General features: G+C 64.5%; 9 protein-coding genes. 2 read left to right on the forward strand and 7 right to left on the reverse strand.

What is annotated here, in order from left to right; translation table 11 throughout:
• Positions 1 to 17: 17 nt before the first annotated feature.
• Entirely contained in the window at positions 18 to 1,163 is a 1,146-nt protein-coding gene (locus tag ABDB81_RS07125) for an acyl-CoA dehydrogenase family protein (protein ID WP_137927077.1), read from the forward strand.
• Between the two features lie 24 nt (positions 1,164 to 1,187).
• Here ABDB81_RS07125 and ABDB81_RS07130 read toward each other — a convergent pair whose 3' ends face one another.
• From ABDB81_RS07130 to ABDB81_RS07160, 7 genes are all read right to left on the reverse strand, one after another.
• Entirely contained in the window at positions 1,188 to 3,941 is a 2,754-nt protein-coding gene (locus ABDB81_RS07130; RefSeq protein WP_137927078.1) for a LuxR C-terminal-related transcriptional regulator, read from the reverse strand.
• Between the two features lie 125 nt (positions 3,942 to 4,066).
• The gene (locus ABDB81_RS07135) at positions 4,067 to 7,006 is read right to left on the reverse strand and encodes an HD domain-containing phosphohydrolase (RefSeq protein ID WP_346810491.1); all 2,940 of its coding nucleotides are present in this window, start codon (positions 7,004 to 7,006) and stop codon (positions 4,067 to 4,069) included.
• A gap of 151 nt (positions 7,007 to 7,157) precedes the next feature.
• Positions 7,158 to 8,087: an SMP-30/gluconolactonase/LRE family protein gene (locus ABDB81_RS07140; protein ID WP_346810493.1), complete on the reverse strand. Its 930-nt coding sequence runs from the start codon at positions 8,085 to 8,087 to the stop codon at positions 7,158 to 7,160.
• 43 nt (positions 8,088 to 8,130) lie between these two features.
• A complete protein-coding gene (locus ABDB81_RS07145; protein WP_346810494.1) occupies positions 8,131 to 9,123 on the reverse strand; it encodes a tripartite tricarboxylate transporter substrate binding protein in 993 nt (330 codons plus the stop codon).
• A gap of 79 nt (positions 9,124 to 9,202) precedes the next feature.
• Positions 9,203 to 10,144, reverse strand: coding sequence for an NAD(P)-dependent oxidoreductase (locus ABDB81_RS07150; protein ID WP_346810495.1), 942 nt, complete (start codon positions 10,142 to 10,144; stop codon positions 9,203 to 9,205).
• Positions 10,141 to 10,824 (reverse strand): RraA family protein, encoded by a 684-nt coding sequence (locus ABDB81_RS07155; RefSeq protein ID WP_346810496.1) that lies wholly within the window; start codon positions 10,822 to 10,824, stop codon positions 10,141 to 10,143. The genes ABDB81_RS07150 and ABDB81_RS07155 overlap by 4 nt, the downstream gene beginning before the upstream one ends.
• A gap of 64 nt (positions 10,825 to 10,888) precedes the next feature.
• The gene (locus ABDB81_RS07160; RefSeq protein ID WP_346810497.1) at positions 10,889 to 11,899 is read right to left on the reverse strand and encodes a tripartite tricarboxylate transporter substrate binding protein; all 1,011 of its coding nucleotides are present in this window, start codon (positions 11,897 to 11,899) and stop codon (positions 10,889 to 10,891) included.
• Positions 11,900 to 12,008: 109 nt separating this feature from the next.
• Here ABDB81_RS07160 and ABDB81_RS07165 point away from each other — a divergent pair, with 109 nt between their 5' ends.
• The gene (locus ABDB81_RS07165) at positions 12,009 to 12,779 is read left to right on the forward strand and encodes an IclR family transcriptional regulator (RefSeq protein ID WP_346810498.1); all 771 of its coding nucleotides are present in this window, start codon (positions 12,009 to 12,011) and stop codon (positions 12,777 to 12,779) included.
• Positions 12,780 to 12,783 lie beyond the last annotated feature (4 nt).

Raw genomic sequence — 12,783 nt, forward strand, 5'->3', positions numbered from 1 at the left:
CACTTCACAGGACAGCCATGTCGAACCAGAGCCCATGGATTACCGAGGATCTTTCGATCTTCCAGGACGCCATCCGCAAGTTCATCGAGCGCGAGCTCGTGCCGAACGAGGAGCGGTGGTGGAAGCAGCAGCATGTGGATCGCGAAACGTGGCGCAAGGCCGGCGAGATGGGTATGCTCTGCGCGAGCATCCCCGAAGCGTACGGCGGCGGCGGTGGCAGCTTCGCGCATGAAGCGATCATCGCCTACGAGCAGGCGCGTGCGATGGCGACGAGCCTCGGCACCGGCGTTCACAGTGCCATCGTGGCGCACTACATCCTGCGCTACGGCACCGAGGCACAGAAGCGGCACTGGCTGCCGAAGATGGCATCCGGCGAAATGGTCGCAGCTATCGCGATGTCGGAGCCGGGCGCAGGCTCCGATCTCAAGAGCGTGAAGACGCGTGCGGTGCGTGACGGTGACCACTACGTGATCAACGGCTCCAAGACGTTCATCTCGAATGGACTGCTGGCCGATCTGATCTGCGTAGTGGTCAAGACGGACCCGGACAAGGGCGTGAAGGGTGTCTCGATTGTCGTCGTGGAAACGGCGGGCCTGGAGGGCTTCCGCCGGGGCCGCGTGCTGGAGAAGATCGGCCAGAAGGGGCAGGACACGGCCGAACTGTTCTTCGACAACGTGCGCGTGCCGTGCAGCAATCTGCTGGGCGACGAGGAAGGGCGCGGCTTCTACCAGTTGATGCAGCAGTTGCCGCAGGAGCGTATGACGATTGCGGTGGGCGCCCTTGGATCGATGGAGCGCGCGATGGCGGAAACCGTTGCCTACGTGCGTGACCGGCAGGTCTTCGGCACGTCGCTGCTGGAACTGCAGAACACGCGCTTCAAGCTGGCCGAGTGCAAGACCAACGTCACCATCGCCCGCGCCTTTGTGGACGATTGCATGGCAAAGGTGCTGCGTGGCGAACTGGACGGCGAGACGGCAGCGATGGCCAAATGGTGGTGCACGCAGAAGAGCTGCGAGATCATCGACGAATGCCTGCAATTGCACGGCGGCTACGGCTATATGGCCGAGTATCCGATTGCGCGGCTGTACGTCAACGCACGGGTTGGCAAGATCTACGGCGGATCGAACGAGATCATGAAGGAACTGATCGCGCGCACGCTGTAGGAGAACGAGGACAGCGGGGCCTTCTCAGTCGAGCAGGCCCCGCTGTCTTGCGATGGCCACCACCTCCGTGCGGCTCTGCGCGCCGAGCTTGGCGCTGATGCGGCGCAGATGGGATTTCACGGTCAGCTCGGAGACAAACAGCTTCTCCGCGATGGCGCGATTGCGGTGGCCGTGCGAGAGCATGTGCAGCACATCGAGTTCTCGCGTGGTCAGGGCATCGAGGCCCATGTCGCGCGTGGGTGTCGAGATGTCTGGCGCAGCGGTAGCTTCGGCAGGTTCCGCATCGGATACGCCCATGCGCGCGAGCAAATCAGGCACGAACCCAGCGGCTACGCCAGGCATCGTGCCTTGCATACGATGAGCAGCGTTCCAGCGCTGCAGCAATGCCACCAGTGGCGCGCCTTCATCGATAAAGCTGCGGCGCAAGCCTTCATGGCTGGCTATCCGCAGCGCTTCGGTCAGCGCATCGAACGCATGTTCGTGTTCTCCTGCGCTTTCCAGTGCCATCGCGTGCAGCAGGCGGAGCTTCAGGAGTCGCCAGTGGCGCTGCTGTGCGGCGGCCGTGGCAACGGCGTGAGCCAGCGCATCGCATAGCGACGCATCCGCCCCGCGCGCAATCTGCAGGCGCCAACGCGCTACGGCGGGCACATCGACTTCATTGGCATACCCTGCGTCATCGAGTGTCTCCCACGCGCCGTGTTGTCCCGCGGCATGCAAGGCCTGCGCGGCGGCATCGAGTGCACCGTCGAGTGTGGCCACGCGTGTGCGCTCCAGCCACGTGGAGCAGATTGCGCGCTCCGACGGCACGCGGCCACCGAGTTCTTCCAGTTCCAGCAGCCTGCGCTGCCACAGGTCACGGTCGCCGCGCGCCAACGCGATGCGCGCACTCAGGATATGGCAAGTGATCATCGAATCTACCGGGCCAGTCATCTTGGCGAACGGCAGGGTGTCATTGACGAGCCGCGCGGCTTCGTCGATCTGGTCCGCTTCATAGCAGAGCAGGGCGAGGATCACGCCGGCTGCGGCGCGGCCTCCCGTGACTTCATCGGTGCGGTCATGCCACGTTTGCTGGGCACCGCGCAGGCGCGCCATCGAACGCCCCAGCCTGCCGTGGAACAGATCGATGATGCTCTCCAGGCAATCCGCCACGCTGCGCAGTAACGGCATCTGCTGGTGCCGTCCGCCTGCGCAGGCATTGGCCAGCACTTGCCGCGCCTCGTCGTGGCGTCGCACGGAAACCAGCCCATATGCCACGGAATTCGCAAGCAGCCAGTACTGGAAGGAATCGTCCGGCGGCACATGCTGGAGCAGCGGCAGGCCGATCTCGCGGCAGGCTTCGGTGCGGTCGGTCATCGCGAACAACACGCAGCGCAACGTCTCGGCCTGACGTTGCACGGATTCGTGTGCGGCGCTAGTGCGGGTATCGTCAACGATGCATTGCACGGCCTGCAACGCTTCCGCAAAGCGGCGATTGAGCAGCAGCACCCATGCCGCAGTAATGCGCACCCGTGGATCGGCTTCGGAAAGGCGGTCGCGCACGAGATCGAACCAGCGCGACAGCAGCCTGACGCGGCCGTTGTTGAGCAGCGTGTCGGCGTGAAGCGCCATCTCGGCGGTGGCGGCTTCAAGCAGGCCGGCGCGCAGCAGATGGTCGATGGCAGGAATCGGTCGCCGGGCCTGCAGATACCAGCGTGCGGCGGCAGCGTGCAACGCGGTCTCCCGTTCGGGATTCAGGCTGCGCAGCCGATGCTGCAGGAAACTGGCGAACAGGCTGTGGTAGCGATACTCGTCCTGTTCGCCATTGAGCGGAAAGAGAAAGAGATTGTCATGCTCCAGCGCGGCCAGCATCGCGTGACTGTCGTTGCGATCGAGGATGGCATCGCAAAGCGGTGCGGAAAGATGGCTCAGTACACTGGTTTCGAGCAGGAAGCGGCGCACGGGCTCGGACTGCCGCCCGAGGATGTCCTGCGCGAGATACTCGGCCAGATCCGTATTGGTGCCCGAAAACGATGCGACAAAGCGGCTATGGTCGGGATGCTGCCGCAGTGAGAGCGTGGCCAGGTAGATGGCCGTGGCCCAGCCTTCGGTGCAGCGATGGAGCCGGGCGACATCCACATCGGACAGGGTTATCCCGCACTTCTCGCGAATAAACGCGGCGGCTTCAGGCAGCGTGAACCGCAAGGCGCCAGGCTGGAGTTCCAGCAGATGACCACGTGCCCTGACGCGGCCCAGCCCGAGCGATGGCGTGGTGCGCGATGCCACCACGAGCGTACCGTTGGGGGGGAGAGATTCCAGCAGCAACTGCACGAAGTTCAGCACCGCCTCGCTCTGGATGACTTCGAAATCGTCGAGCAGGATGGCGAACGGCTGGCTGACGGCCGCAACGGTAGCGATGACGCCCGCGCCCATGCGCTCTGCGGAGGCGGGCAGCGTTTGCCGCGAGGGGTGCAATACCTGCAATCCTGCGGCGAGGTGGCCCAGGAAACGCGGCAAGTCGTTATCGGCCGCATCGAGCCGCACCCACGCGATGGCGTCGCCTTTTGCCTGACACGCCGCTGCGTACTGCTGCATCAGCGTGGTCTTGCCGAATCCGGCTGGCGCGCGTATCAGCAGCAGCCGTGCGCTGTGCGCCGCCAGCATGGCCGCGACCAGATGCGACCGTGCCAGATGCGACGCGGCACAGGCCGGCGGCACAAGCTTGGACGCAATGATCGTCGGCATGTCCTCCGAAACGCCGGGAATCGGCGTTCCGTTCGGACCGTGCGGGCTGGGCTGCATGGGCCGATGTCTCCTGGTTGGAATGTTTTGTGGAGACGATTGTTACACGGCTTGCGCGTTCGGGGAAACCGGATTGCTACGGCTTCGGCGGGGCCAAAGGCGGGGTTCGGGAATCGCAAATGCCGCTATGCCACGGCACTGCCTGCGCGCATTTGCTTTCGGTATCGCTCCACGTCTATCTTGTCGATCTGGGCGGGCTGCATATATTGCTGGGCATAGGCCAGGTAGGCGCCCGATGTCAGGAACAGTTCGAAGATCTCGGGGTCGATATGCCCATCCGTAGCGGCCCGGTACATGATGTCGATGGATTCGGACAGGGTCTTGGCGTTCTTGTAGGGGCGGTCCGCCGCAGTCAGCGCCTCGAAGATATCGGCAACCGCCATCATCCGGGAGAGTGTGCTCATGTCCTCGCGCCGCAGGCGTCGCGGATAGCCTGTGCCGTCCATCTTCTCGTGATGGTTGCCAGCCACTTCGGGCACTTGCCGAAGATGACGGGGGAACGGTAGCCGCGAGAGCATGATTTGCGTCTGCACGATGTGATCTTCGATCTTGTAGCGCTCTTCCGCGGTCAGTGTGCCCCGGCCAATCAGCAGGTTGTGCAGTTCGCCGCGATCATGGAGATACGGCGGGGCGTCGCGCCGGAAGCCCCACGGATTGTCGGAGGCGATGGTGTCATGCGGGCCACGCGGCACCCGGTGTTCCGGCTTGTCCGCGAGCAACGGCTCGCGCACGGGCAATGACGGGGCGGGGCTTGCGGACAGATGCGCCGTGGCTTCGCGGGACAGGCCGATGCGGTCGTCGAGCGTCCGGGTCCACGTGCGCGAAGCAATCTGCAGCAGCCGTGCCTTGCGGTGCGCGTCCATGGCTTCGGTCCCCTGGTTGCATGCGGCGACGAATGCGAAATCGTCGTCCAGTTCTCGCAAAGTCTGCTGGAGCCGCGTCCGCGCGTCAGCAGGATCGTCGCCCGCAGCGATGCCTTCGAGGCAGCCGATCTCGGCCTCGCGCTTCATGACCTCGAATCGCATGCGAACCTCGTGCAGGCGATCGTGGAGAGTTTCGAGCTTGGTCGCCTTGTCGATGATGTATTCAGGCGTGGTGATCTTGCCGCAGTCGTGCAGCCATGCGGCCACATGTAGCGTTTCCCACTCGGTGCCTGTCATCTGGAATGACCGGAAGGGGCCATCGGTGGCATCGCACGCGGCTTGTGCCAGCAGCTTGGCCAGCGCCGGCACGCGAGAGCAATGGCCGCCGGTGTGCGGACTCTTGGCGTCGATTGCATCGGCCAGCAGACGGATGAATGCGTCGAACAGCTTGCGCTGGGCGTCGGCCAACTCGCGGACTTCAATGGAGCCGGCATACAGCGCGGATAGCGTTTCCACATAGGCGAGCTGTGCCGCGTTCATCGGCGTGTCGCGGATCACAAGGATCACGCCACGTGCCTCCGACTTTCGATTCACCACCGGGATGGCTACCGCGCACGTGGCACCGCCATGCGTCATATCGCCCGCTGTGATCGCGGCGAGAGCCGTGCGGTCCAGGCCAGCGCTTTGCGAACGATGTTGCCGGACGGCGTCGCGCACCAGTGATGGCGCTTCATCGAGCGCATAGGACGGCTTCGTCGCTGCGGCATCGTTGCCATGACGGTCCTGGATTGCCGCGGCGCGGATGTCGTTCTCGTCGACCAGGAAGAAAATGCCGGCTGTGCCGCCAGCTTCGGCAAGTGTTTTCTCCAGCAGCACTGGCAACAAGCGCTCCAGACGATCTTCGGCGGCAACCGCCTGCACGATGGCAAGAAAACGCCGTATGGTCTGGCGCATCTGTTCGGCGGCGGCGCCGAGCGCGCCCACTTCGCGGATGGTCGATTGCACGGGCAGTGCCTTGTCGAAATCGAAGCTGCGGATGGCTTGCATGCCATCGGCCAACTGGCTGAGCGGCTTGGCGAGGCGATGGGCCACCAGCCATGTCAGCGGAATGGACAGCAGCACGATGGCGAGCGTGAACAGGATGCCCGTCCATGCCTGTTGTTTGGCGTTCGCCAACAGTTCGTATTGAGGCACGGCCATCAGCAGGTAGAGCGGCTTGCCGGTGGTGGCAGGAATCACGTCGGTGGTGGTGTACCACGTCATGCCGTCTACCGTTATCGACTTGCGCCCCGTCTGCCGGGCGCCGCCCTGGAATGCGGTGGCCATGGCCGTGAGCACCGGAATGTTGTAGTCGGCGGGCGCGGCGAGCAAGTCCGCCTGGATAGCGTCTGGCGCGGCGGACGATTCGGGCAGGCGGCTGTCGATGCCAAGCACCTTGCCGTTGCTGTCGAGCAGCGCCAGCATGGTGCCGGGCGTCGCCTTCTTCTTCGCGAGCATCGTGCCCAGCCAGTCGAGACGGAAGTCGCCGCCTACCACGGCATTGCGATGCGGTGTGCGGAATGCAAACGTGGTGCCGACTTCCTGGTCGGAGAAAAACAGATAGGGGTCCGTGCGCACGGGCGCATCGGAGCCAATTGCGGCCTGATACCAGACCCGTTTGCGCGGATCGAAGCGTTCCGCGTATTCCTGATCCCGGAGGGTGGCCACCGTGCGCAGGTCGCGATCGAGGAAATCGACTTGTCCGATCAGCGCGGGCGCCGTGCCGAGGACACTGCGCAGCACGAAGTACGCCGTGTCGGGCGCCTTGAAGATCGCGCGGTCCGCATCGGACCTCAGCGGCCTGAGATAGAGGAAGGTTCCGTCTGCGTAGCCGATGTAGACCGCCTGCAGCACTGGCGCGCTCTCCAGCGCTTCGCGCGCCAGCGATAGCCACGCATCGCGCTGGTGCGGCGTGCCATCGTTGGCGATGGCGCTGTATCGAATCAGCGTGATGGCCGTCTGTGCCGGTGCCAGCAGGTCCTCCACCTCGTCGCGCATCGTGCCGGCCATTTGCTGGCTGGCATCCGCAGTGGCGGCCTGCAGCGCGGCGCGGGTCACCCAGTAGTTGAGGCCGCTCGCCAGCAGGCCAACGAGCAGGATGATCGCGCCGAACAGCATCCACAGATGCGCGTGCAGCGGCATTCCCTTGCGTGACGACGGCATATGACCTCTCCCTTGTTCTTCTTCGACGATGCTTGCGATGGATGGCAGCGTGCAGCCTTCCAAGCTTCGGTGGGAGTGCGGGATCGGTCAAGCAAAGTATTGGGTACACGCGGGTACACGCCGGACCGTCCGTGCGGCACGGCGTGCACTTTCAGCGGCGGGCGTCGTGCTTCCCGCTCGGGGTGGCACCGGGCTCATCCATCTGCACAGTCAGAATCTCACCTGTCGTGGAGTTGGTGATGTAGAGCGTCTTGCGATCGGAGCCGCCGAAAGCGAGGTTGGTCAGCGAGTGCCCCGGCGTGCCGCGAATCACCTCCACGGGTTCGGCGCGATGGTTGAGCACCCAGACGTAGGCCAGCCCGGGGTTGGCGACGAGCAGGCGGCCGGTCTGATCCATCGCCAATCCATCGGGACCGCTGGGCCCGTAGGACGTGAAGAATTGCCCCGTCTTGGAGACGCTGCCATCGGCCTGCAATGGCATCCGCCATACGCAATTGCCCCGCGTGACGGCCACGAACAGGAAGCGTTCGTCCGGCGAGAGCACGACGCCGTTGGGACTCGGCACATTCGATAGCAGCAGGTCGAGCCGGCCCTCCGGCGAGAGTCGATACACGCGCCCCGTCGGATCGTGCAGGCCAGTCTGGCCCTGATCCGTGAAATACACATTGCCGCGCGCATCGAGCGTCAGGTCGTTCACGCCCTTGAAGCTCTCGGTGTTGCGCCGGCCCAGGTGCGGACGCACCTTGCCTGTCTTGATATCGACGAGAACCAGTCCGTTGCGATAGTCCGTGACCAGCAGTTCATCGGCAGTGAAGAACTTCATGCCGTTGGGCTCGCCGTCCCATTCGGCGATTGTCTCCCAAGCCCCATGGGTATCGATCCGGAAGATGCGACCGTTAGGGATATCCGTCACATAGAGGTTGCCTGCATCGTCCACGGCCGGGCCTTCGAGGAAGGAGTCGATGGCGCGTCCGCCCTGATTGGCATCGGACCATGCGGTGTGGCGCTGTTGGCGATAGCGCTCCGGCAGGCTGCTGAACAGCGTGGCTTCGCGGACGACTGGCGGATTCAAGAGAAACATGTGGTGTCCTGACGGAGCGTGACAGATAGGGGTTGGCTACGAATTACTGCTTTTCAAAGCCAGTGCCACTGGCGACCTTACCCCAGAATGCCGTGCGCTCGCCCATTTCCTTGCGGAATGCGTTGGTGTCCCAGTAGCCGGCATCGGCGCCGATACCCTGCGCGTAGGTGCGCATATCGGGCGTGGCCATGGCGGCGGCGACTTCCTTCTGGAGTCGGGCGAGCACGTCCGGCGGCGTGCCCTTGGGTGCCCAGAGACCGGTGAAGTTCGTGACGCCGAAACCGCGCACGCCCGCTTCTGCAAAAGTCGGTACGCCCGGCAACGCGGGCAGGCGCTTGTCGCCACTCACGGCCAGCACGCGCAGCTTGTTGCCTTGCACCTGGCCGATCACGCCCGAGATGGACGCCATCTGGAAATCCACGGTGCCGCCGAGCAGCGCGACGGTTGCCTCGCCCGCGCCCTTGAAGGGCACATGCATGAAGTGCGCACCGGCCGCCATCCCCAGCGCTTCGCTGGCGAAGTGGGGTGTCGATCCCGGACCGCCCGAGCCATACGAGACCTTGTTGTCTCCGGCCTTGGCGGCGGTGAGCAGTTCGGCCAGCGTCTTGTACTTGCCGTCGGCCTTGACGACCAGTCCCATCGGCGCGAACACATACGCGCAAACCGGCTGCAAATCCTGCGCATAGTCGAACGGCAGTTTGCGGAAGATATGCGGCAGCAACGCGTAGGTGGTGTCGTTGGCCAGCAGCGTGTAGCCATCTGGCGCCGAGCGGGCAACCTGTACGGCGCCGATGGTGCCCGTTGCACCGGGCTTGTTCTCGACGAAGAAACTCTGGCCGGTCTGCTCGGTCAGGCGCTGCGCCATCTTGCGTGTGACCGCATCGACGGCGCCGCCCGGCGGATAGGGCACCACGATCTTGACGGGACGGGCGGGCCAGGTCTCCGCGTGAACGCCGATCGAGAGGAACGAGAGGGCGGCCAGGGCCCCCAATGCGAATCGCGGAAGCCACGAGGCGCTGTGTTTTGTTGCGCGCATGTCTGTCTCCAACTTATTGCTTCTTGTCGGGTCCGGCTCTTTCTTTTTCCGGACGCCGTGTTGCCTGATCTCGTATCGCTCAGTCTTTCGTGAGTGCGGGTTCGCGGCTCACGACGCCGAGTACATTGCGCGCTGCGGCAACGCCCATGTTCACGTAGGCCGCGCTGGTCACGCCGCCAATATGCGGACTCAGGATAATCCCGGGCTGGCCGTGAAAGATATGGGGCACAGCCATCGGTTCGACGGCAAAGCTGTCGAGGCCCGCACCGGCAACGTGTCCGGAGCGGATCGCGTTCAACAGCGCGGGTTCGTCGATCAGGCCGCCGCGCGCCGTGTTGACGAGGATGACGCCCGGTTTGCAGCGTGCCAGCACATCGGCATCGAGCATGTTGCGGTTGTCGTCGGTGAGCGGGCAATGCAGCGAGATCACATCGGCCTCGGACCAGATCGTTTCCAGCGGCACGGCTTGCACGTAGTCGGGCAGGTTGCGGGCGTAGGGATCGAAGCCGATCACGCGCATGTCCATGGCGTGGCACATGCGGGCGAGGCGCAGGCCAATCGTGCCGAGGCCCACCAGCCCCACGGTACGGCCGCTCAGTTCGATGCTCTTGTGCGTGGCCTTGTCCCAGTGGCCGGCGTGCATGCGCGCATCGAGCGGCACGATGGATTTTGCGCAGGCCAGCATCAGTGCCAACGCGTGCTCGGCAACGGCTGCGGCATTGGCGCCCACTGCGGCCAGTACTTCGATGCCTCGCGCCGCCGCGGCGGTCTTGTCGATGGTGTCGGTGCCACTGCCATGCTTGGCGATGACGCGCAGCGATGGCGCGGCATCCATGACTTCGGCGCCTACGCTGCCATAGCGGACGATGATGCCGACCGGGTCGTGTTGTCTGGCGAGCGACACGAGGTCTGCGGTTTGCGGGGTCTTTCCCGCGAATACGATGGAGAAATCAGCGAGGACCGCGAGGGCTTCTGGCGCGAGGTCCGCACCGGTCACGATGATGGCAGGGCGCGTCGTCACAGCGTTTCTCCCTGCTTCAGCACGCCAGCGGTGACCAGCGAGGCCAGCAGCCACGGGGCAGCGGTGTTGCCTTCCTTGATCTGTGCGATGCGTTTGGCTTCGGCGGCTTCCTTGTGTTCGGCGGCAGCAAGCAGCGATTCGATCTTCTCGCGTTCCACCACGACGACGCCATCGGCATCACCGCAGACGTAGTCGCCGGGGTAGACCGTCACGCCGCCGACGCAGACCGGATGGCCGATGCGGCCGGCCACTTCCTTGGTGGGTCCATTCGGATTGGTGCCGACGGAGAAGACAGGGAACTTCATCTCTTCCAATTCGAGGCTGTCGCGCACGGCGCCGTCGATGACGACACCGGCAAGCCCGCGCTGGCGCGCTGCACTCATCATGATCGTTCCCATCAGCGCGGAGGTCTGGTCACCCTTGCCGTCGATGACGAGCACGTCGCCGGGTTGCGCCAGTGCCAGTGCGGCATGGATCATCAGGTTGTCGCCGGGGCGGACTTCCACGGTGAAGGCCGGGCCAGCCAGCTTCATGCTGGGGCGCAGTGCCTTGATACGGCCATGCAGCGCACCGCGACGACCTGCCACATCGGCAAGGATGGCCGGCTGGAACTTTGCGGCCTGGGCGACCACGTTGGGCGATACACGAGCAAAGGTCTTGTTGAGGTTGGGCAGCGTCATGACTTGACTCCGAATGATGTCAGCGGGATGTGTGAGGGACGTTCAGGAATTCGCGGAGGAAGGGTCAATCCAGCCGGGTGCCGGATGCCTTGATGATCGAAGCCCAGCGCGTGATGTCCTGGCGGATCTGCGTGCCAAATGCCTCGGGCGTGCCGCCCAGGACCAGCGCACCCTGATCGCTCAGCGTCTTCACCAGATCGGGCGATTGCAGCGCCTTGTTGAATGCGGCGTTGAGCTTGACGACGATGTCCTTCGGTGTGGCCGCCGGGGCGGCGAAGCCGAACCATGTGGAGGCTTCGAAGTTCGGATAGCCCGACTCGGCAATGGTGGGAACCTGCGGCAGGTCGGTCACGCGCTTGAGCGATGTCACGGCCAGCGGACGCAGCTTGCCGTTACGGATATGGGACAGCAGCGTGGGAACCGACGAGAGATAGAGATCGACTTGTCCGCCGATCAGGTCGTTGACTGCCTGCGCCACGCCTTTGTACGGCACGTGGGTCAGCTTGATGCCTGCGGTCTTCTGCAGCAGTTCGCCCGAGAGATGGGCGACGGTGCCATTGCCGGGCGAGGCGATGTTCAACGTGCCGGGCTTGGCCTTGCTGGCCTGGATGACATCGTCCAGTGTCTTGTAGGGCGAGCCGACCGGCGTCACCAGTACCAGCGGTGCGCTGGCCACGAGGCTGATCGGCGCCAGATCCTTGAGCGGGTCATAGGGCAGGTGGCTGAACAGCGTGGGGTTGATCGCGAGGTTGCTGGTCTGGCCGAGAACGATCGTATAGCCATCGGCGGACGCCTTCGCGGCGGCGTCCACCCCCAGGTTGCCACCCGAACCCGGCTTGTTGTCCACGACGAAGGTCCAACCGGTTGACTTCGCCACGTTGCTGGTGACTTCGCGCGCAATGATGTCGGTGCCGCCGCCTGCCGGGAAGGGCACGATCACGCGGATCGGCTTGGAAGGATAGGCCGGGGCCGCATGGGCGGATTGTGTGAACTGGGTGAGGCCGGCGACGGCAAGGCCGAGGCCAAGGGTAACGGCAGTGACTGCGGTGATGGTGAGCGTGCGTGTGACGCGCATTGTCTGTCTCCGGATCTCGTTTTATATGTGGCGGTGCTGTGAGATGGATTGTTGTCGACCGTTTCATTGCCTACAATGCCGTTTCGCACGACGAAACATGTTGCACGCCATGAACCAGAAAAGTAGCGAATCAGGCGCCCCCGAGGCAGATCACGGGGCGAGCGGCGTGACTGCCGTGACGCGGGCGCTGCGGGTGCTGGAGGCATTTGGCGTCAACGATCCGCAGCTTTCGCTGGCGGAGTTGAGCCGTCGCACGGGCATCCACAAGACCACGGTGCTGCGTCTGGCGCGCACACTGGCGGCGGACAACTACCTCGTGCAGAAAGAGGATGGAACCTGGCGGCTGGGCCGCGCCGCTGGCTGGCTGGGCGCGTGCTATCAGGCGACGTTCAACGTGCAGGAGGTGGTGGAGCCGGTGCTGCGCGAGTTGACGATCAAGACCGGGGAGAGCGCGTCGTTCTATATCCGCGAAGGGCAGCAGCGGACCTGCGTGGTGCGCGTGGAAGGGCCGCAGGCGATTCGGCACCACGTGCGGATCGGCGCGGCCCTGCCGCTCGACAGCGGTTCTCCGGGACGCGTGATCCTCGCGTTCTCAGGGGAATCGGGCGAACTCTATGAAACGATCCGGCGGCGCGGGTTTCACCTGTCACTGGGCGAGCGCGAAGCGGAGGTGTCCAGCGTGTCAGCGCCCGTGTTCGGCCTGCACTGGCGATTGCTGGGCTCGATGTGCATTTCGGGGCCGACCGCGCGTCTCGGGGAAGAACGCCTGCTGGAACTGGCGCAGACGGTGGTGGATGCCGCCAACAAGCTCTCGTATGCGATGGCGGGCAGCCAGCGGCCCGCGATGCAGGTGGAAAGGCCCTCGACGTGGCACCCGTGAGGCG

It is taken from the genome of Cupriavidus sp. DL-D2, from assembly GCF_039710735.1.
GTDB lineage: Bacteria > Pseudomonadota > Gammaproteobacteria > Burkholderiales > Burkholderiaceae > Cupriavidus.